This window comes from Bradyrhizobium sp. AUGA SZCCT0222, from assembly GCF_018130205.1.
Classification (GTDB): domain Bacteria; phylum Pseudomonadota; class Alphaproteobacteria; order Rhizobiales; family Xanthobacteraceae; genus Bradyrhizobium.
On record NZ_JAFCLX010000001.1, the window covers coordinates 1 to 21,195 of the forward strand.

A 21,195-nucleotide genomic window follows, 5' to 3' on the forward strand; every position below is an offset into this window, starting at 1 on the left:
CCATCCCGTCCTACTCAGAAGGGCGTCGGCCGTCGTCACGGACGTTGGACGGGTTGCGGTGGACGCTGGTTTACGCCTCGACGACGGCGTGGATAAGCGTACGGCAAAACCGTGTGGTCCTGGCGCCCGTTGCAGGCGTCAAGCTGTCGGAGAAGCGCAAGCGGGAACGGCAGCGACGGAGTCAACCAAGAACTCGTCTCCGGGGAGAGCACGGCATAAGCCGTAAAGCCATTGCGCAGGGAAGGCCGGGTGTTCTCCGCTGCCCTGTATGCTCGTGTGCACTTTGTTTTGTGCAAACCGCACACGGGACCGCGGGTGCAGCGCGCACCCGGTCTTCCCTGCGCCCTCTCTATGAAAGGGCAAGGAACTTCTGGCAAACCTCGGGCGCAATGCGTCGCGAGATCGCGAAGCCACATTCAGTTGTCGTCACCCGCCCTCGCGAAGGCGGGTGACCCAGTATTCCAGAGACGCTGATGATAGAACCGAAAAGCCGCGGCGTACTGGATCCCCGCCTGCGCGGGGATGACGTCATTTGTGGGATGGCCGCTTTCCCGCCGTCATTGCGAGCGAAGCGAAGCAATCCATCCATCCGCGCGGGCAGCATGGATTGCTTCGTCGCTATCGCTCCTCGCAATGACGTTACTCATTGGGGCTGGAATTATTGCGTCGAGCTCGCATATCGGGCATCGGACTTCAGCGAAGGAACCGCGCATGAGTTTACAGGCCGACTTCACCAGCCAGGAGTTCTTTCGCGACCCCGCCACCGCGATCGAGAAGCTGCGCACCACCGGGCCGGTGGTGGAAGTGCGCTTTCCCATCATCGGCAAGGTGTGGGCCACCACCACGCAGGCGCTCGCCGATCAGGTGCTGAAGGACACTGAAACCTTCACAATCCGCCGCGACGATGGCAATGTCGCCGGGCTGCAGTGGTGGATGCCGGGCATCGTGCGCACGCTCGCCAACAGCATGCTGTCGATGGACGAGCCCGATCACAAGCGGCTGCGCGACATCGTCGACGAAGCGTTCCGCCGCCGTGCCGTGCTCGACATGGAGCCGCATATCCAGGCGATCGGCGACCAGCTTGCCGATGAATTGTTTGCCGATGGCAGTCCGGCCGATCTCGTCGAGCGCTTTGCGCGCAGGCTGCCGCTGTCGGTGATTTGCGAACTGCTCGGGCTGCCGCTCGCCGACCGCGCCAAATTCACCGCCTGGGCCAGCGGCTTTACCCGCTTCACCGGCGCGCTCGGCTTTCTCGGCATGATGCCGAAGATTTTTGCCATGCGGCGCTACGTCGAGCAGCATCTCGAAACCGTCCGCCGGCAGGGCGGGCAGGGGTTGATCGCCGAGATCGTGCGCGTCGAAAAGGACGGCGGGAAGATCAGCCGCGACGAGATCGTGTCGATGGTGTTCCTGCTGCTGTTCGCCGGCCACGAAACGACGACGCATCTGATCAGCGGATCGGCGTTCGAGCTTCTGAAGAATCCCGGACTGCGCCACTGGCTTGGTGAGGACGAAAGCCGGCTCGATCTGGCGGTCGAGGAATTTCTGCGCTTCATCACGCCGGTGCAATTCACCAAGCCGCGCTATGTGCGCCGCGATGTCGACCTCGGCGGCGTGCAAGTGAGGAAGGGCGACAAGGTCATGGCGATGCTCGCCGCCGCCAACATGGACCCGCAAGCCAATCCGCATCCCGAGCGGCTCGACCTGCAGCGCAGGCCCAACCGCCACATCGCGTTCGGCACCGGGATCCATTTTTGTCTCGGCCATCAGCTGGCGCGGATCGAAGGCCGATGTGCGCTGAAATCGCTGTTCCGGCGCTGGCCCGAGCTGGCGCTGGCGGTCGATCCATCCGAAATCAAATGGCGCAAGCGGCCTGGCCTGCGCGCGATCGACCGGTTGCCGGTGGCACGGCAAACACGCGGTCCGGGTGGCGTAAAGCAGGAGTAGCGGGTTTTTGGTTCCACAGCCTGTGCGGGTTGTGCCATCGATCGTTGCCCACTTGCTACGATTGTTGCGTAGCCGCAACACTTCCTGAACATTTAACCGTCAAATCAGCCAGCTGTTGCCTGCGCCGCTTTTTAGCCACACCCCTGCATGAAATCATGCCTTCATAGGCTGATGGCCACAGCGCTCGCGAAGACGAGACGGCTGGGGAAACAGGTTCGCGATGCACGCAGGGACCAACATCAAGAACAGGCTGCCGAGCCGTCACGTGACGGCGGGTCCCGCGTGCGCGCCGCAAGCCTGCGCCGCGGCATCCAGCGACGCGAGCAATGCTGCACCGCACATGCCGTTGATCACCAATCACTACCGCACCAGATTCGATTTGGTCGACGTCGCCGAAATCTTCGCGGAGGAAATCTTCAAAAAGACTCCGTATGCCGCGGGTTTGCAGCCGGGCGGCCGTTATGTTGCCAAAGACATGCAGGAAATTGGGAGCATATCGCTTCTGATGAAGACGCTGCTCGACAATGGCCACCTGCGCGGGAATTGCCTTACCGCCTCGGGCCGGACGATCGCCGAAAATCTCAAGAGCGTAAAGGTGATGGCCGTCACCGGCGGTGTCGTCGGCCCAAAAGATAATATTGCGCAGGAAGGTGCGGTCGTGAAGGTCGCGGGCATGTCGAAGCCGAAATTTCCAGGTTCTGTATTTCCAGGTTCTGTCCGCGGTTTGGACCGCGAAGAGAACGCCGCGGCGAGTCTTAACGTAAAGTTGACCGGCGCCGACGCCCCTGAACATGAGACCAAACGGCAGTCCCGAGCGACTAACTTCAAATCGGCTGCGCTGTGGAAGGACGCCCAAAGGATCGGGCAGGCGATGGGTGGCGCTGTTTCCCACCCAGGCGGTGCGCACGAGAAACAGTGTTATGCGGACATCTAGGCGTATCATTCTTGCGTTGATGTTAGGGGCCGCGCCGGTGGCGGGTTCCGGATTCGCGTTCGATGGTGCGCCGGTAAATCCCAAAGATGCCGCTCTTCCCGTGGTTTCCCAGCCCGCCGCCCAGGCGTTGAACGCCCAGGCCTTGGGTATTCCGGGCCAAAAAAAGGCGATTCCGCCGGCAACTGCGGCGGCTGCCGCGACCGCGCCGTCACTGACGTCCCTGCAATACGCCGCTGAAGGCGGTCATCCCGTGGCCCAGTGGAAGCTGGGCCGGATGTATGCCAACGGCGATGGCGTCACCCAGGACGACCTGCGGGCGTTCGAATATTTCAGCCGCATTGCCAACCAGCACGCCGAGGATAGCCCGTCGGCGCCTCAGGCGACGATCGTGGCCAACGCGTTCGTGGCGCTGGGGCGGTATTACCTCAACGGCATTCCCAATTCGAAGGTCAAGGTCGACCGGGAGCGGGCGCGGGAGATGTTCTCCTATGCCGCGTCCTATTTCGGCAATGCCGACGCCCAGTACGATCTGGCGCGGCTCTATCTGAAGACCCCCGACGCCTCGCGGGAAGATTTCCGCTATGGCGCCCGCTGGCTTGGTCTGGCCGCCCAGAAGGGCCAGCATCAGGCGCAGGCGCTGCTCGGCCAGATGCTGTTCAACGGCGACCGGCTGCCGCCGCAGCGCGCGCGCGGGCTGATGTGGCTGACCCTGGCGAGCGAGAGTGCGACGCCGGACGAGGTCTGGATCAAGGAAAGCTACACCCGGGCGATGTCGAAAGCCTCCGGCGACGACCGCGCGATGGCGCTGCAGATGCTCGAGCACTGGGTGCAGGGCCGCCGGGACTGATTGCCGCCGCGGCTTGGTGGCTGCCGCGGCTGGCTTGAGCGGCGCTTGTTCGCTCAGGCGGTTTCGAGATCGAGATCGGCCCAGACCGGGACATGGTCCGACGGCTTCTCCCAGGCGCGTACGTAGCTGTCGATACCGACATTGGTGAGCCGGTCGCTGGCCTGCGGCGACAGCAGCAAATGGTCGATCCGAATGCCCCAGTTCTTCTGCCAGGCACCGGCCTGATAGTCCCAGAAGGTGTACTGGCCGGGGGCGTCGTTCACGGCCCGCAGCGCGTCCGTCAGGCCAAGCCCGAGCAGCGATTGGAAGGATTCGCGGGTCGCGGGGCGGAACAGCGCGTCATTGGCCCAGGCGGCGGGATTGTAGACGTCCTGGGCTGCCGGGATGACGTTGAAGTCGCCCGCCAGGATCAGCGGCTCCTCCGCTTTAAGTCGTTCCCTGGAGTACTCAAGAAGCCGCGACATCCATTTGAGTTTATAGGGATATTTATCTGAATCCGCAGGATTGCCGTTGGGCAGATAAAGGCAGGCGATGCGCAGCACGCCCTTCTTCAGGGGAATCACGCCTTCGAGGAACCTGGCATGGGCATCCTCGTCGTCGCCGGCGAGGCCGGATTTGGTTTCCTCGAACGGCAGCTTCGACAACAGCGCAACGCCGTTGAAGGTCTTCTGGCCGTGGGTGACGACGTTGTAGCCGAGCGCCTCGATCTCGAGCCGCGGAAAGGCGTCATCGATGCATTTGATTTCCTGCAGGCAGACGACGTCAGGCGCGCAGTCCTTCAGCCAGGTCAGGAGATGGTCGATCCGCTGCCGGACCGAATTGACGTTCCACGTAGCAATACGCATTGCAAAAGCCCGGATTGTAATCACACATTTTCGCTGCAGTGGCATACCATGTGCCGCGAGGCTGTGATAACTATCTAGAAATAAGGCGTAAAAGTCGCCGTCAAGGGGGCCGGGACCAGCTGTCCCGCCCTTTGCGGACCGGCGGACGTGAAAAATTATGAAAAAGCGTAACTGGATACTTTTCGCCGGCATTATCGGCATTGCTGCCGTCGCGGCCTACACAACCCGCTCGTCGTGGATGGGGAGCAACGCCAGCGCACAGGGGCCGCAGCGCCCGCGCATGGTCTCGGTCGAACTGGCGAAGGCGGAGCGCAAGTCCGTGCCCGTCGATGTCGACGCCAACGGAACCGTCACGCCGATCTCCAGCGTGGCGCTGAAGTCGCGGCTGGAAACCACCATCGTGTCGGTCCATTTCCAGGACGGCGCCAAGGTCAACGAAGGCGACTTGCTGTTCACGCTCGATGCGCGCCAGATCGACGCCCAGATCGAGCAGGCCGAGGGGGTCCTGGCGAAGGACCAGGCCCAGCTCGAAGGTGCGCAGCGCGATGTCCGGCGCTACAGCGAGCTGATCGGCAAGGGCGCCACCACGCAGGTCAATCTCGACAACGCCAAGACGACGGCTGACATCCTGGCCGGAACCATCAAGGCCGACCAGGCGGCGCTCGACAATCTGAAGGTCCAGAAAAGCTACACCACGATCCGCGCACCGTTCTCGGGCCGGGTCGGTGCGGCTAACGTCAAGGTCGGCAATTTCGTGCGGCCGGCCGATCTCGCACCGCTCGCCGTCATCAACCAGATGGCACCGGTCTATGTGACGTTCGCCGTCCCCCAGCGCGTGCTGGTCGATCTGCGCGAGTCGATGGCGAAGGGGGCATCCGGGGTGACCGCGACGATCCCGGGTCATCAGCGCTCGGAAAGCGGCAAGATCGCGATGGTCGAGAACACGGTGGATGCCACCACGGGCATGGTTACCGTGCGCGGCATCATGAACAACGAGAACGAGACCTTGTGGCCGGGCACCCTGGTCGCGACCCGACTGACGATCCGCAGCGAAGATGCGATCGTGGTTCCGACGGTCGCCGTGCAGCGCAGCCAGACCGGCAACTTCGTCTTCATCGTCAAGGACGGCACAGCCAAGGTTCAATCGGTCACGGTCGATCGTACCTCGCAGGGCATGTCGGTGATTTCAGAAGGGCTCGCCGGCGACGAGAGCGTGGTGGTCGACGGACAATTGCTGCTGTCGGATGGAACGCGGGTCGAGGCGCGGGCGAAGAAGGCGGGGGCGTAGCCGATGACGCTCTCGGAGCTCTGCATCCGCCGGCCGGTCATGACGACGCTGATCACGGCGTCGATCATTGCATTCGGCATCTTCGGCTTCCGCCTGCTGCCGGTATCGGCGCTGCCGCGGGTCGACTTCCCGACCATTGCCGTGACCGCGACCTTGCCGGGCGCGAGCGCGGATACGATGGCCGCCTCGGTGGCCGGCGTGATCGAGCGCCAGCTCTCGACCATCGCCGGCATCTCCTCGATGTCGTCGAACTCATCGCAGGGCTCGAGCCAGATCACGATCCAGTTCGATCTCAACCGCAATATCGATTCCGCCGCGCTCGACGTGCAGACGGCGCTGACCATCGCGCAACGCCGCTTGCCGATCGAGATGAGAATCCCGCCGAGTTTCCGCAAGGTGAACCCGGCCGATTTCGCGATCCTGTTCGTGGTGCTTGGCTCGTCCACGCTGCCGCTGTCGGCGGTCAACGAATATGGCGAAATCACCATCGGCCAGACGTTGTCGCAGATACCGGGCGTCGCGCAGGTCAGCGTCTACGGCGCGCAGAAGTTCGCCGTTCGCGTCCAGGCCGATCCGGAAGCCGCCGCGGCGCGCGGATTGTCGCTCGAAGACATCCGCGCCGCGGTTTCGGCCGCCAATTCGTCGACCCCGGTCGGCACGCTGAATGGACCAAAGCAGGACGTGGCGCTGCAGGCCTCCGGCCAGATGGACAAGGCGGCTGACTACAGCAAGATCGTGGTGGCCTGGCGCAACGGTTCGCCGGTCAAGCTCGATGAGGTTGCAAAGATCTACGACAGCGTCGAGAACGAGCGGATCGCGACCTGGCTGAACGACGAGCGCTCGATCGTGCTCGGCATCCAGAAACAGCCGGACGCCAACACGGTGGCGGTGGTCGATGGCATTCTGGCCAAATTGCCGGTGCTGCGGGCGCAGATCCCGCCATCGGTGTCGATCAACGTGCTGATGGATCGCTCGGTATCCATTCGTCAGGCGGTGGCCGACGTCGAGGAGACGCTGCTGATCGCGATCGGGCTGGTCATCCTCGTCATCTTCCTGTTCCTGCGCTCGGCGTCGGCGACCTTCATTCCGGCGCTGGCGGTTCCGATCTCGCTGTTCGGCACCTGCGCGGTGATGTACGCGCTCGACTATTCGATCAACAACATGACGCTGCTGGCGCTGACCCTTTCCGTCGGGTTCGTGGTCGACGACGCCATCGTCATGCTGGAGAACATCGTCCGCCATATCGAGCGCGGGATGCAGCCGTTTGAAGCCGCGCTGAAAGGCGCGCGCGAGATCGGATTCACGATCATTTCGATCACGTTCTCGCTGATCGCCGTGTTCATCCCGGTGTTGCTGATGGGTGGCATCGTCGGCCGGGTGTTCCGCGAGTTTGCGGTGACGGTATCGGTCGCGATCATCGTGTCAGGATTCGTTTCGCTGACCTTGACGCCGATGCTGTGCGCGCGCGTGCTGCGGGCGCACGACCCGAACAAGAAGCCGAACATCGTGCTTCGCGTTTTCGAGGCGATGTTCGAATCCTGGCTGCGTGCCTATGAATGGACGCTCGACTGGGTGCTGGCGCGCAAGGCGCTGATGCTGGCCGTGACGCTGGCGACGCTGGGCGGCACCGTCTACCTCTATATGATCGTGCCGAAGGGCTTCTTCCCGCAGGAGGACACCGGCTTCCTGATCGGCGTGACCGAGGCTGCGACGGACACGTCCTTCGATGCGATGAAGGAGCGGCAGCAGGCGCTGGTCGCGGTGCTGAGAAGCGATCCTGCGATCGAATACATCAATTCCACCGTCGGCGCCGGCGGACCGAACACGACGGCGAATTACGGACGGCTGTTCATTGCGCTGAAGCCGAAGAAGGAACGCGACAACCTCACGACGATCATCGGGCGGCTGCGGGGCAAAGCCCGCCAGATTCCAGGCATGCAGGCGTTCTTCCAGCCGATCCAGAACCTCAATATCGGGGGGCGGATCTCCAAGAGCCAATACCAGTATGTGATGCAGAGCGGCGACACCGACTCGCTGTACCGGCTGGCGCCGGAAATGCGCGACAAGATCGAGAAGGTGCCGGGCCTGCTCGACGTCACCACCGATCTCTACATCAAGAACCCGCAGATGACGGTCGATATCGACCGCGAGAAGGCCGCGGTTTACGGCGTCACCGTCGACCAGGTTCGCAACCAGCTCTACAACGCCTACGGCTCGCGCCAGGTCGGCACCATCTATATGCCGTCGAACGACTACCAGATCATCCTGGAAGTGCAGCCGCAGTTCCGGGTAGATCCGTCCGACCTGTCCAAGCTCTACATGAAGACCCAGAACAACCAGACCATTCCGCTGTCGGCCGTGGCGAAACTGGTTCCGACGGTGGGGCCGCTGCAAATCAACCATCAGGCGCAGCAGCCGGCGGTGACGATCTCGTTCAACCTCGCGCCCGGCTATTCGCTGGGCTATGCGGTCGACCAGATCACCACGCTCGAGCAGAGCTCCAACCTGCCGGCGACCATTGCCACCGGCTTCTCCGGCACGGCGCAGGTGTTCCAGGATTCGCTGCGCGGGCAGGGCGTCCTGATCCTCGCCGCCGTGTTCGCGGCCTTCGTCATCCTCGGCATCCTCTACGAGAGCTTCATCCACCCGATCACCATCATCTCCGGCCTGCCGTCGGCCGGCATCGGCGCGATCCTGACGCTGATGCTGTTTGGAATGGAGATGTCCGTCATCGCGATGATCGGCATCGTGATGCTGGTCGGCATCGTCAAGAAGAACGCCATCATGATGGTGGACTTTGCGCTGGAGCGCCGCAGCGTCGGCCTCAGCGCCGAGCATGCGATCCGGGAAGCCGCGCTGCTGCGTTTCCGCCCCATCATGATGACGACGTTCGCCGCGATCTTCGGCACGCTGCCAATCGCGCTCGGCGCCGGCGCCGGCGCCGAGCTGCGCCAGCCGCTTGGCGTCGCCGTGGTCGGCGGTCTGTGCCTGTCGCAACTGCTGACGCTGTACATCACCCCCGTGATCTACATCTATCTCGACCGCATCGACCGCCGCCTGAAGCGCCGGCTCGAGCCGCAGCTCGAGGAAACCGACGGCGAGCGGCCGCACGTGGTCGCGGCCGAGTAATGGTCCTGGCGCGGGCAATGCGGACTGCCTTGCGATGCATTGTCGTCCTGATCGCGATTGCGTGGACTGCCGGGACCAAGGCCGTTCCGGCCGAGCCGATCGAAATCTTCGACGCGCATCTGCATTATAATTGGGAACCGAAGCCCTATTACCAGCTCGACGAGGTGCTCGCGCTGTTCAAGAAGCATCGCGTCACCGGCATCCTCGCGACCAGCCGCCCGAACAGTGGAACGCATGCGCTGGTGGATGCGAAGGCCGATGGCCTGCAGGTCGTGCCTTTCATCCGGCCGTACCGCGTCCGGTCAGATATCCAGAGCTGGTTCGGCGATCCCGTGATCTTCGATCTCGTGCAGGACGAATTCAAGCGCGGCTATTACCGCGGCATCGGCGAATTCCATCTGTCGGGCAAGTCGGCGGAAAACGAGTGGGTGAAGAAGACCGTCGATTTTGCGGTGGCTAACGACCTCTATCTGCACGCCCATGCCGACGACGAGGCGGTCGAGATCCTGATGCGGCACAATCCGAAAGCCCGGATCATCTGGGCGCATACCGGCTTTGGGCTGTCGACCGATCGCGTCACGGCGATGCTGTCGAAATACCCAAAGCTGTGGGGAGAGTTGTCGTATCGCAGCGGCATCACCGACGGCGCAGGCAAGCTGACGGCTGAGTGGCGGACGCTGTTCGAACGCTATCCTGATCGCTTCCTGCTCGGTTCGGACACCTGGGTGCCGGAGCGCTGGGCGAGCTATGGTGAGATCATGGCGAGCTATCGCGCTTGGCTGGCGCAGCTATCGCCAAAAATCGCCGAGCAGATCGCGAGCGGCAATGCGAAGGCGCTATTCGCCGCGCCGCGCTGATATCGCTCAGATCGAAAAACTGGTGCCGCAGCCGCAGGAGGCGGTGGCGTTCGGATTGACCACCCGGAACGACGCGCCGATCAGGTCGTCGACGAAATCGACCTCCGAGCCGGCCAGGAACGGCACCGATGCCGGATCGACCAGCACCACCGCGCCCTCGCGCGCAATCACCAGATCGTCCTCGGCCTGCGCGTGTTCGACGTCGAACTTATACTGGAAGCCGGAGCAGCCGCCACCTTCGACAGAGATGCGCAGCATGGCGCCGTCGCCCTCGGTCTTGAGGATTTGCCCGATGCGGCGGGCGGCCCGCTCGCTGACGGTGATGGCAGTGGTCATGCGTGGTCTCCGGTCGAAGGCGTCATACCCAATTCATTTGGTATCCCGCGCTCCCCATAGTTAAGTATGTAATCTCGCAGAATCAAATGGATAAGGACTAAAAAAACGTGTCGGTCGGAATGGCTGCCCCCCGCGCGCTCTATGCCTGCGATCCCGATCGCAGCCGCGGCCGGCTGTTTACGGAGCCGCCGAGCAAGACCCGCAGCCCGTTCCGGCGCGACTGCGACCGGGTGATCCATTCCACCGCCTTCCGCCGCCTGAAGCACAAAACTCAAGTCTTCGTGTTCCATGAGGGCGATCATTACCGCACAAGACTGACCCATTCGCTGGAGGTGGCCCAGATCGCCCGCGCGCTGGCCCGCCAACTCGGGCTCGACGAGGACCTCACCGAGACCCTGGCGCTGGCCCATGACCTCGGCCACCCCCCGTTCGGCCATGCCGGGGAGCGGGCGCTGGACAAATGCCTGGCGGCCCATGGCGGCTTCGATCACAACGCCCAGACCTTGCGTGTCGTGACCTCGCTGGAACATCGCTACCCCGAGTTCGACGGCCTCAATCTGAGCTGGGAATCGCTGGAGGGCATCGTCAAGCACAACGGCCCGCTGACGGAGCGGAGCGGAGCCCCGGCCGGGCGCTACAGCGACAGTGGGATCCCGGTCGGGATCGCCGATTTCAACCGCAAATATGATCTGGAGCTGTGGACCTACGCCTCGCTGGAGGCCCAGGTCGCAGCCTTCGCCGACGACATCGCCTATGACGCCCACGATATCGATGACGGCCTGCGCGCGGGCCTGTTCAGCGTTGACGACCTCAAGGTGATGCCGCTCACGGCAGCCATCATCGCTGACATCGGCAAGCACTATCCCGATCTCGATGACAGCAGGCGCGGGGCGGAATTGGTGCGCGAGCTGATTTCCTACATGATCTCGGCTGTTGTGGCGGAGGCCGGCAGGCGGATCGACGCCGCCAAACCGCAATCGGCCCATGATGTACGCCACTGCGCTCAGCCGCTGGTCGCGTTTCCGCCTGCCGTGGCGGCGGAAGAGGCCGACATCAAGGCGTTCCTGAAGCTGCGGATGTACCGCCACAAGCGGGTGATGCGGGTGATGGGCGAGGCGGAGCAGATCGTGTTCGACCTGTTCGCGCGCTACCAGAAATCTCCGGATGACCTGCCGGCCGAGTGGGTCGAGGGCACCGAGCGCGAGACCGAGGGCGAACGTATCCGCCGGATCGGCAATTTCATTGCCGGGATGACCGACCGTTTTGCCCTGACCGAGCATCAAAGGCTTTTTGACTCGACCCCGGATTTGCGTTAGGCGGCGGCCCAGGAACTTAGAAATATGGCCGAAAAACCCACTTCTCCGCACCTTTTTGCCGATGTGCTTGCGCGCGTGCACAGGATTTGTGCCGTGCTGGCGGCCGAGGAAAACTGGCCCGCCGGCATCGATTTCTCCCGCGTGGTGGTCGAGCCGCCGCGCGATGCGACCCATGGCGACATGGCGACCAATGCCGCGATGGTGCTCGCCAAGGACGCCAAGGCCAAGCCGCGCGATCTCGCCGACAAGTTCGCCGAAAAGCTGCGCGCGGACGATCTGATCGCCTCCGTCGAAGTCGCCGGGCCGGGCTTCATCAATCTCACTTTGAAGCCAGAGGTGTGGGCCGATGCGCTGCGCACGGTACTGCGCGAAGGTGTCACGTACGGCCAGAGCGCGATTGGCGGCGGCGAAAAGGTCAATGTCGAATACGTCTCGGCCAATCCGACCGGGCCGATGCATGTCGGCCATTGCCGGGGCGCGGTGTTCGGCGATGCGCTGTGCAGCCTGCTGCAATTCGCGGGCTATGACGTCACGCGCGAATATTACATCAACGATGCCGGCGCGCAGGTCGATGTGCTCGGCCGCTCGGCGTATCTGCGCTACCGCGAAGCGCTCGGTGAAGACATCGGCGCGATACCGGAAGGCCTGTATCCCGGCGACTATCTCGTGCCGGTCGGGCAGGCGCTTGCCGCCGAATACGGCGACAAGCTCAAGGCGATGTCAGAGAGCGCCTGGCTGCCGGTCGTTCGCCTCAAGGCCATCGACATGATGATGGAGATGATCAAGGGCGATCTCTCAGCGCTCCACATCAAGCATGATGTCTTCTTCTCGGAGCGCTCGCTGATCGAGACCGGCAACAACAAGGTCACCGAGACTATCGATTATCTGCGCTCCAAGGGCGATGTGTATGAAGGCCGCCTGCAGCCGCCGAAGGGCAAGCCGGTCGAGGATTATGAGGACCGTGAGCAGACGCTGTTCCGGGCCACCGCATTCGGCGACGATGTCGATCGTCCGCTGATCAAGTCGGACGGCGCCTATACATATTTTGCGTCCGACATCGCCAACCACAAGAACAAATTCGATCGCGGTTTCACCAACCTGATCGACGTGTTCGGCGCCGATCATGGTGGCTACATCAAGCGCATGCAGGCCGCGGTGAAGGCCGTGACCTCGGGCAAGGCGGCCCTCGACGTCAAGATCGTGCAACTGGTCAAGCTGCTGCGCGACGGCGAGCCTGTGAAGATGTCAAAGCGCTCCGGCGAGTTCGTCACCTTGCGCGAGGTGGTCGACGAGGTCGGTTCGGACGCCGTGCGCTTCATGATGCTGTTCCGCAAGAACGACGCGGTGCTGGATTTCGACCTCGCCAAGGTGATCGAGCAGTCCAAGGACAACGCGGTGTTCTACGTCCAGTACGGCCATGCCCGCGGCCATTCGATCTTCAAGAACGCCCGGGAACTGGTTCCCGACCTGCCGGAGAGCGATTCTGCCCGGGCGGCCTATCTCGGGGATGCCGCGGTGGAGCGGCTGACCGACCCTGCGGAACTCAGCCTGCTGAAGCAATTGGCGCTCTATCCCCGGATGATCGAGGCGGCGGCGGTGGCGCATGAACCCCACCGAATCGCTTTTTACCTCTATGATCTCGCGAGTGAATTTCACGCGCTTTGGACCAGGGGGCGGGATTTGCCCTATTTACGCTTCATTATCACTAATGATGCACAGATTACGAAGGCGCGACTGGCAATGGTCCAGGGCGTCGTCTCGGTTCTGGCATCGGGCTTAGCCGTTCTCGGCGTCCACGCTCCGACCGAGATGCGGTAGGCAGGGGCGAAGGCCCTCACAATGGGGATTGTGAGGGTGTCTGGCAGGGGCCAATTCGTATTTCATGGCTCTTATGGTCATGGCGGGTTGGCGCTGTCCCGAAGGGGATGCATCTTCACGATGGCTGATCGATACCAGGAACGACTTTTTCCTTCCGACGCCGGCGATGATCGCGGCGCGGACCCGGCTGCCCCGAAGGGCGACAGCGATCCGCTCGCGGAGCTGGCGCGGCTGATCGGGCAGTCCGACCCGTTTGACGGCAGCACCAAGACCCCGCACCCACTGCAGTCGCGGGCCAACGTGCGCCCGCAATACGACGCCGTGGAGGAGGAAGGGGTCAGTGTAGCCGCGGGCCCGCCGCCATGGATGCAGCGCGCCAGGCACGATGCGCCGCCACTACCACCGCAACAGGAATACGAAGAGCCGGAGCCGGAATACCAGCCGAGCCCCGTGCATCCCCTGCACCGCTACGCCGCTCAGCAGCCGGCGGCTCATGAACAGGACTATCACGAGACGGCGCAGCAATACGCGGCTGAGCAGCCGGTGGATCCCTCGCGGTATGACGACGCGCTGTATGGCCAGCTCGAATCCGGGCAGCATGAATTTGCGCGTGATCCGGCCTTTCCGGATGATCCCTACGCCTACCAGAGTGATTATGAGGAAGAGCCCGAGCCGCCGCGCAAGCGCAGCAACGGCTTGATAACGGTCGCCGCGGTGCTGGCGCTGGCTGTGGTCGGGACGGGGGCTGCCTTCGCCTATCGAACCTATGTCGGTTCACCCCGCAGCGGCGAGCCGCCGATCATCAAGGCCGACAACAGCCCGACCAAGGTCATGGCGACGCCCGGCGATGGCGCCGCTGGCAAGACACCGGACCGCATGGTGCCCGGCGATGGCGGCGAGAAGATAGTGTCGCGTGAAGAGGCTCCGGTCGACGTCAATTCCAGGTCCGGCCCGCGCGTGGTGTTTCCGCCGCTGAACCCGAATGGCAGCCCGCCCTCGGTCGCAAGCGTCTCTCCGGCCGCTCCGCCGCCAGCTGCCGCCGCGAACGGCTCGCTGCCGAACAACGAACCACGGAAGATCAAGACCCTTGCCGTGAAGGGCGACGCCGACAACGGCGGCGTTCCTGCAGGGGTTGCGTCGGCAAAGCCGGCGCCGGCTGCCCGTACGGCCGCACCGGCGCCAGCCCCGGCCGCGGCGCCGCGCAACCCGTCATCCGCCAACGCCAGCGCCAATGGTCCGCTCGCGTTGACGCCGCAAGGCGGCGTAGCGCCCGATCCGGCGCCCACCCGTGTCGCCGCGACCAATCCGGCGCAGGCCGCGCCTTCCGGCGTTGGATACCTCGTCCAGGTCTCCTCGCAGAAGAACGAGGCCGATGCGCTGGCCTCCTACCGGGCGCTGCAGGGCAAGTATCCATCCGTGCTGGGGACACGTTCGGCTTCGATCAGGCGGGCGGATCTCGGAGAAAAGGGCGTCGTTTACCGCTCGATGGTCGGACCGTTTGGTTCTCAGGAGGAGGCGGCGCAGCTGTGCGGCAACCTGAAAACCGCCGGCGGACAGTGCGTCATCCTCAGGAATTAACGGCCGTTTCCTTGACCCGGGAGCTGTGAGGGGCCTAATCGGCCCCCATGAGCAGCCGCGCATTCATCACAGGCATATCCGGACTGGAATTGAGCGCTGACGAGCGCGCTTTTATCCGTGCCGAGCTGCCATGGGGCTTTATCCTATTCAAACGAAACATTGAGACCCCCGCGCAAGTTGCTTCGCTTGTTGGCGAATTACGCGATTTGATCGGAAACGCCGATGCGCCTGTCCTGATTGACCAGGAAGGCGGGCGGGTCCAGCGGCTCGGACCGCCGCATTGGCCGGTCTATCCGCCAGGCGCCGTCTTTGGGGCGTTGTACGACATTGACCCCAAGTTGGGCTTCAAGGCCGCCCGTTTGAGTTCACGGCTGATCGCAGCCGACCTGATCGACCTCGGAATCACGGTGGACTGCCTGCCGCTCGCAGACGTGCCGATCGCCGGCGCCGACGCTGTTATCGGCAACCGGGCCTATGGAACCGACCCGGGCAAGGTTGCCGCGATCGCCCGCGCCGTCACCGAGGGGCTCGAGCAGGGCGGGGTGTTGCCGGTCCTGAAGCACATTCCCGGCCATGGAAGGGCCACAGCGGACAGCCATTTTCGGCTGCCGACGGTTGATTCGACTAGGGAAGAGCTCGATCGGACCGATTTTGCCGCCTTCCAACCGCTGGCGGACCTGCCGATGGCGATGACCGCACATGTTGTGTTTAGCGCGCTAGACCCCGTCCATCCGGCGACGACTTCTGCGACAATCATCCGGCAAGTGATTCGCGGCGTAATCGGGTTCCAGGGTTTGTTGATGAGTGATGACGTGTCCATGAATGCGTTGGCGGGGTCGATCGCCGAGCGGACCCGAGCCATCGTCAACGCCGGCTGCGACGTGGTTTTGCACTGCAACGGCAAGCTCGACGAAATGCGTGATGTCGCAGCCGAGACGCCGGAACTGACGGGCGAGGCACTCAATCGCGCCAACCGGGCGCTGGCCTCGCGAAAGGCGCCGTTGCCGCTCGACCGGCAGGCGGCGCGGGCTGAACTGGACGCGTTGATGAATCGGGTAGGGACGGTATGACGGCGGAGATTCTATCGTTTGAGACCGGACGGCCCGCCGCTGACGGCACCGACAGCGAGCCCTCGCTGGTCGTCGACGTCGAGGGCTATGAAGGTCCGCTCGACCTGTTGCTGACGCTGGCGCGGCAACAGAAGGTCGATCTGTCCAAAATTTCGATCCTGGCGCTGGCCGACCAGTATCTCGTCTTCATCGAGGCGGCGCGAAAGATTCGCCTCGAACTCGCGGCCGACTACCTCGTCATGGCGGCCTGGCTGGCGTTCCTGAAATCGCGGCTGCTGCTGCCCGAGCCGGCGACGCCGGACGGCCCGAGCGCCGAGGAGATGGCGACCGCGCTCGCCAACCGGCTGCGCCGGCTGGAAGCCATCCGCGAGGCGGCCAACCGGCTGATGAACCGGCCGCAGTTCCAGCGCGATATTTTCCCGCGCGGCAATCCGGAATCGATCGCAGAAATCCGCCACCCCAAATTCACCGCGACCCTGTACGACCTGCTCACGGCCTATGCCACGCAGCGTCAACAGAAGGTGCTGGCAACGGTGCATCTGGCCAAGCGCACGGTGTGGTCGCTGTCGGAAGCGCGCGCCTCGCTGGAGCGGCTGGTCGGCGTGGCCGATGACTGGAGCTGCCTCGACGAGTATCTCCTCAGCTATGTCGTCGATCCCTCGCAGAAGGCGACGGTATTTGCCTCCACCTTTGCCGCAGCGCTTGAGCTGGTGCGGGAAGGTGAGATGGAACTGAACCAGAAAGAGGCGTTCGCGCCGCTGTATTTTCGTAAGCGTCAGCCGCAAGCGTCCGGGGCGATGTCCGCTTCGGATCTCTCGGTCGAGTAAGTGGAAGAAGGAGACCTAGCCATGGCGAGCCTCGCGGAAAAGCGAATGGAAGAAGCCGAGGAACATTCCGTCGATCCCACGAACGAGCCCGAAGCGCGGCCCGAAGAATTGCGGCTGCTGGAAGCGCTGCTGTTCGCCTCCGCCGAGCCGGTCGATCAGGCGGCGCTGGCCAAGCGCATGCCCGACGGCGTCGACGTCAAGGTCGCCTTGGCGCAACTGCAGGCGGAATACGCCACGCGCGGCGTCAATCTGGTGCGGGTCGCCAACAAATGGACGTTCCGCACCGCCGGCGATCTGGCGTGGCTGATGACGCGGGAGAGCACGGAAACGCGGCGGCTGTCGCGCGCGGCCATCGAGGTGCTCGCGATCATCGCCTACCACCAGCCGGTGACGCGCGCCGAGATCGAGGAAATCCGCGGCGTGATCACCTCCAAGGGCACGCTGGATGTGTTGCTGGAGACCGGCTGGATCCGTCCCCGCGGCCGCCGCAAGACGCCGGGCCGTCCGCTGACTTTTGGAACCACAGAGGGGTTCCTGTCGCAGTTCAGCCTCGAAGCACTCGGCGATCTGCCGGGCCTGGAAGAGCTGAAGGGCACGGGCCTGCTGGATTCGCGGCTGCCTTCCGGCTTCAGCGTGCCGACCCCGTCGGACGACGTGGCGCTGCGAGAGGACGAGGATCCGCTGGATGCCGGCGACACCCTGGAACTCCTGCTGGCGCCGGCCGCCGAGCCGGAGACGCCGAGCGAGAGCTAGGGCGCGGACAAAAATATCGAAAACAACCCCATGCAAAGTAGAACGGGCCCGGTTCGGAGCCTGTTCCGCCAAGGGCCGGTTGGTCCTCGAAACCGGATTAACGGTAGCAATAATACGTAGTCGCGACAGCGATTTGCCGCGGCTTGGGTCCTTGTTTTTGACACCTCCCGGGCCTACCTTCCGGCAAAGCTTGGGCCGGTTGCCGGCCGTCTCTTTTGGAGGGTTGCAGGATGGGTTCGCTTAGCATTTGGCACTGGATCGTCGTGATCGCAGTGGTCCTGCTGTTGTTCGGCCGCGGCAAGATTTCGGACCTGATGGGCGACGTCGCGCAGGGCATCAAGTCCTTCAAGAAAGGCTTGCAGGACGATGACAAGCCTGCGGAAAAGCCCGCGGTCGAGCCGACCAAGACCATTGATCACAATGCGGCGCCGACGGCGGCCCGCACCGATGTCGGCAGCAAGGCTGTCTGACGGTTTAGTCGTAGGCGCCCGTCTGGCGCGGACCGGTGTCCGGTGAAGGCATGGCCTATTGAAGTCATGGACGCCGGTTGAGAAAAGACGCGGGCCGCCCCAAAATCTTGCTAATGAGATTTGGTTGGGGCGGGGTCGCGTAAGCGGAAATTTTCATGTTCGACATCGGGTGGAGTGAACTGGTCGTCATCGCGGTTGTCGCGCTGATCGCCATCGGCCCGAAAGAGCTGCCGGGCGTGCTGCGCATGGTCGGGCAATGGATGGGCAAGGCCCGCAAGATGGCCTCCGAATTCCAGGGCCAGTTCCAGGAAGCGATGCGCGAGGCCGAAATGGCCGACCTCAAGAAGAGCTTTGACGAGGTCAAGGACGTCGCGACCGGCATGTCTCCCACCAATCTGATGACTTCGCTGCAAAAGGACGTCGGCGACGCCTTGCAGATCGGCGACATCGACAAGCCCGTCAATTCGCAGGTGGAAACCTCGATCGGTGAAAGCGTGACGCCCGAAATCGTCGCGCCGACCACGCCGGCCGCCCCGACGGCCGAGACCTTTGTCGAGGCCGAAACCTATCAGGCTGCTTCCGAGCCGCTGGTGATTACGCGTGAAGTTCAGGCCGCGCAGCAGCAGGACATCGCGCCACCGGCGCCGGATATTCTCAAGGACGCCAAAGCGTCATGAGCGACGAAGACATCGAGGCCAGCAAAGCGCCGCTGATGGACCATTTGATCGAGCTGCGCTCGCGGCTGATCAAGGCGCTGCTGGCGTTCGGTATAGCCTTCATCTTCTGCTTCTTCTTCGCCAAGCAGATCTACAACGTGCTGGTGTGGCCGTTCGTCTGGGTCGCTGGCCCAGAGAATTCGAAGTTCATCTACACGGCGCTGCTGGAATATTTCCTCACGCAGTTGAAGCTCGCGCTGTTCGGCGCCGGCTTTATTTCGTTCCCGATCATCGCGACGCAGATCTACAAATTCGTGGCGCCCGGGCTCTACAAGCACGAGCGCGGTGCGTTCCTGCCGTATCTGGTGGCGACCCCGTTCTTCTTCGTGCTCGGCTCGCTCCTGGTTTATTTCATCGTGCTGCCGATGCTGGTGCGCTTCTCGCTCGGCATGCAGCAGTCCGGCGGCGACGAGACCGCGCAGATCCAGCTGTTGCCCAAAGTGGGCGAATATCTGTCGCTGATGATGGGGCTGATCTTCGCCTTCGGCATCGCGTTCCAGTTGCCGGTGATCCTGACGCTGCTGGGGCGGATCGGCATCCTCACCGCAAAACAGCTTCGCGAAAAGCGGCGCTATTTCATCGTGGTCGCCTTTGTCATCGCCGCCGTCCTGACGCCGCCCGACGTGCTGAGCCAGGCCTCGCTCGCGCTGCCGTTGCTGGTTCTCTACGAAGGCTCGATCCTCGCGGTCGCCCTGGTGGAGAAGCGGGCCGCCGCCGCAGCCAAGGCCGCGACCGGTACGCCGCCCTCCGCGACCCCGCCGCCCGCGGCCAATCCGGCCGAGTAGGGCCTTTCGGCGCCTGCCGCACATCCTGCCGTCATCCTGAGGTGCGCGCTCTTGCGCGCCTCGAAGGATGAGCCACAGGCACCTGTTTCCCATCCTTCGAGGCTCGCCGAAGGGCTCGCACCTCAGGATGGCGGGCACTGAGTATGTCTTCAGTGTTCCAAATTGCGTCAGTTCGGGGTACGGAATTCATGTTGTATGACAACGTTATGCGTTGCTTGTTTGCAGAGCGGTGGCCCAGGAATTCTTGAAATGCACGACATCAAATCGATCCGCGATAACCCGCAAGCCTTCGACGCCGGACTGAAGCGCCGTGGCCTGGCGCCGCTGTCGCCGTCGCTGCTGGCGATCGACGAACGGCGCCGCGCGGCGATCCAGGCGTCCGAGCAGGCACAGGCACGGCGCAATGCGGCTTCAAAGGAAATCGGCGACGCCAAGAAGGCGAAGGATGAGGCGCGTGCATCGAAGTTGATGGCCGAGGTCGCCGAGCTCAAGACCACGATGCCCGAGCTTGAAGCTGCGGCAAAGACGGCGGACGACGAGCTTGCAAAAGAGTTGGCCGCGATCCCGAACCTGCCGCTCGACGAGGTGCCCGACGGCGCCGACGAGCACGGCAATGTGCAGCGTCAGGTGTTCGGCAAGGCGCGCACCCACGGTTTTGCGCCGAAGCCGCATGACGATCTCGGCGGCGCGCTCGGCTATATGGACTTCCAGGCGGCGGCGAAACTGTCCGGCGCGCGTTTTGTCGTGCTGAAAAAAGGTCTCGCGCGGCTGGAGCGCGCAATCGGGCAATTCATGCTCGATCTCCACACCAACGAGCACGGCTACAGCGAGATCAATCCGCCGCTATTGGTGCGTAGCGACGCGATGTTCGGTACGGGGCAATTGCCAAAGTTTGAAGAGGATCAGTTCCAAACTGCACGAGGTATGGCGAAAGCGCTGAACAGTTTCCTCGCACACTCAAAGCACATAGAAGCTATGGTGCAAGCTACTTTGAGAAAGGAGGCGTTCAACGAAGATGTGCCGGTTGGCCTCCCAATGGGCACGGAGTTGACAGATAGTCTCTGGCTCATTCCCACGGCCGAAGTATCGCTCACTAACCTCGTCCGCGAATCCATCGTCGACGACAAGGAATTGCCGATGCGTCTCACGGCGCTGACGCCGTGTTTCCGTGCGGAGGCAGGTGCCGCCGGCCGTGATACCCGAGGCATGATCCGCCAGCATCAGTTTACCAAGGTCGAACTGGTCTCGATCACCACGCCGGAGAACAGCCGCGACGAACACGAGCGGATGCTGTCCTGTGCTGAGGAAGTGCTGCGCCGCCTCGACCTGCATTATCGTGTCATGACGCTGTGCGCGGGCGACATGGGTTTCTCCGCGCAAAAAACCTACGACATCGAAGTGTGGATGCCGGGGCAGGGCGACGGCGGTGCTTATCGCGAAATCTCCAGCTGTTCGGTGTGCGGCGATTTCCAGGCGCGGCGCATGGATGCGCGCTATCGCGGGCCCGACGGCAAGCCGCGTTTCGTGCATACGCTGAACGGTTCCGGCACTGCGGTCGGCCGCGCGCTGATTGCGGTCATGGAAACCTATCAGCAACAGGATGGCTCGATTGCGGTACCCGACGTGCTGCAACCTTATATGGGCGGCCTCAAAGTGATCGAGCACGACAAATAGCAAAG

18 protein-coding genes are annotated in these 21,195 nt (G+C 63.4%); 16 read left to right on the forward strand and 2 right to left on the reverse strand.

The window, feature by feature from the left end:
- Positions 1–711 precede the first annotated feature (711 nt).
- From JQ629_RS00005 to JQ629_RS00015, 3 genes are all read left to right on the forward strand, one after another.
- Complete coding sequence (locus JQ629_RS00005; RefSeq protein WP_212410290.1) at positions 712–1,947, forward strand: cytochrome P450; 1,236 nt, start codon at positions 712–714, stop codon at positions 1,945–1,947.
- 220 nt (positions 1,948–2,167) lie between these two features.
- The gene (locus tag JQ629_RS00010) at positions 2,168–2,881 is read left to right on the forward strand and encodes a dihydroxy-acid dehydratase domain-containing protein (protein ID WP_212410291.1); all 714 of its coding nucleotides are present in this window, start codon (positions 2,168–2,170) and stop codon (positions 2,879–2,881) included.
- The gene (locus JQ629_RS00015) at positions 2,868–3,728 is read left to right on the forward strand and encodes a tetratricopeptide repeat protein (RefSeq protein ID WP_212274949.1); all 861 of its coding nucleotides are present in this window, start codon (positions 2,868–2,870) and stop codon (positions 3,726–3,728) included. Before JQ629_RS00010 ends, JQ629_RS00015 begins: the two co-directional genes overlap by 14 nt.
- A gap of 53 nt (positions 3,729–3,781) precedes the next feature.
- Here JQ629_RS00015 and xth read toward each other — a convergent pair whose 3' ends face one another.
- Entirely contained in the window at positions 3,782–4,573 is a 792-nt protein-coding gene (gene xth, locus JQ629_RS00020; RefSeq protein WP_212410292.1) for an exodeoxyribonuclease III, read from the reverse strand.
- Between the two features lie 157 nt (positions 4,574–4,730).
- Here xth and JQ629_RS00025 point away from each other — a divergent pair, with 157 nt between their 5' ends.
- The 3 genes from JQ629_RS00025 to JQ629_RS00035 are packed head-to-tail and all read left to right on the forward strand — an operon-like array spanning position 4,731 to position 9,847.
- Positions 4,731–5,861 carry an efflux RND transporter periplasmic adaptor subunit gene (locus tag JQ629_RS00025; RefSeq protein ID WP_212410293.1) on the forward strand — a complete coding sequence of 377 codons (1,131 nt, stop codon included), beginning with the start codon at positions 4,731–4,733 and terminating at the stop codon, positions 5,859–5,861.
- 3 nt (positions 5,862–5,864) lie between these two features.
- Positions 5,865–8,990, forward strand: coding sequence for an efflux RND transporter permease subunit (locus JQ629_RS00030; RefSeq protein WP_212410295.1), 3,126 nt, complete (start codon positions 5,865–5,867; stop codon positions 8,988–8,990).
- A gap of 17 nt (positions 8,991–9,007) precedes the next feature.
- A complete protein-coding gene (locus JQ629_RS00035; RefSeq protein WP_249134729.1) occupies positions 9,008–9,847 on the forward strand; it encodes an amidohydrolase family protein in 840 nt (279 codons plus the stop codon).
- A 6-nt stretch (positions 9,848–9,853) separates the two neighbouring features.
- Here the strand turns inward: JQ629_RS00035 and erpA are convergent, their stop codons facing one another.
- Positions 9,854–10,183 (reverse strand): iron-sulfur cluster insertion protein ErpA, encoded by a 330-nt coding sequence (gene erpA, locus JQ629_RS00040; protein WP_192739521.1) that lies wholly within the window; start codon positions 10,181–10,183, stop codon positions 9,854–9,856.
- A gap of 107 nt (positions 10,184–10,290) precedes the next feature.
- Between erpA and JQ629_RS00045 the strand changes: the two genes are divergently transcribed.
- The 10 genes from JQ629_RS00045 (at position 10,291) to serS (ending at position 21,190) form a co-directional block, all read left to right on the forward strand.
- A complete protein-coding gene (locus JQ629_RS00045) occupies positions 10,291–11,499 on the forward strand; it encodes a deoxyguanosinetriphosphate triphosphohydrolase (RefSeq protein ID WP_212410296.1) in 1,209 nt (402 codons plus the stop codon).
- A 24-nt stretch (positions 11,500–11,523) separates the two neighbouring features.
- Positions 11,524–13,317, forward strand: a complete 1,794-nt coding sequence (gene argS / locus JQ629_RS00050; protein ID WP_212410297.1) for an arginine--tRNA ligase — start codon at positions 11,524–11,526, stop codon at positions 13,315–13,317.
- 120 nt (positions 13,318–13,437) lie between these two features.
- Positions 13,438–14,895 (forward strand): SPOR domain-containing protein, encoded by a 1,458-nt coding sequence (locus tag JQ629_RS00055; protein WP_212410298.1) that lies wholly within the window; start codon positions 13,438–13,440, stop codon positions 14,893–14,895.
- Positions 14,896–14,942: 47 nt separating this feature from the next.
- A complete protein-coding gene (gene nagZ, locus JQ629_RS00060) occupies positions 14,943–15,965 on the forward strand; it encodes a beta-N-acetylhexosaminidase (protein WP_212410299.1) in 1,023 nt (340 codons plus the stop codon).
- Complete coding sequence (locus tag JQ629_RS00065) at positions 15,962–16,792, forward strand: segregation and condensation protein A (protein ID WP_212269933.1); 831 nt, start codon at positions 15,962–15,964, stop codon at positions 16,790–16,792. Before nagZ ends, JQ629_RS00065 begins: the two co-directional genes overlap by 4 nt.
- Before the next feature lie 21 nt (positions 16,793–16,813).
- The gene (gene scpB, locus JQ629_RS00070) at positions 16,814–17,545 is read left to right on the forward strand and encodes an SMC-Scp complex subunit ScpB (protein WP_212410300.1); all 732 of its coding nucleotides are present in this window, start codon (positions 16,814–16,816) and stop codon (positions 17,543–17,545) included.
- Between the two features lie 230 nt (positions 17,546–17,775).
- Positions 17,776–18,015: a twin-arginine translocase TatA/TatE family subunit gene (locus tag JQ629_RS00075; protein WP_192739514.1), complete on the forward strand. Its 240-nt coding sequence runs from the start codon at positions 17,776–17,778 to the stop codon at positions 18,013–18,015.
- Positions 18,016–18,170: 155 nt separating this feature from the next.
- Positions 18,171–18,692: a Sec-independent protein translocase protein TatB gene (gene tatB / locus JQ629_RS00080; protein WP_212410301.1), complete on the forward strand. Its 522-nt coding sequence runs from the start codon at positions 18,171–18,173 to the stop codon at positions 18,690–18,692.
- Positions 18,689–19,516, forward strand: coding sequence for a twin-arginine translocase subunit TatC (gene tatC, locus JQ629_RS00085; protein WP_211996703.1), 828 nt, complete (start codon positions 18,689–18,691; stop codon positions 19,514–19,516). The genes tatB and tatC overlap by 4 nt, the downstream gene beginning before the upstream one ends.
- Before the next feature lie 249 nt (positions 19,517–19,765).
- Positions 19,766–21,190 (forward strand): serine--tRNA ligase, encoded by a 1,425-nt coding sequence (gene serS / locus JQ629_RS00090; protein ID WP_212410621.1) that lies wholly within the window; start codon positions 19,766–19,768, stop codon positions 21,188–21,190.
- Positions 21,191–21,195 lie beyond the last annotated feature (5 nt).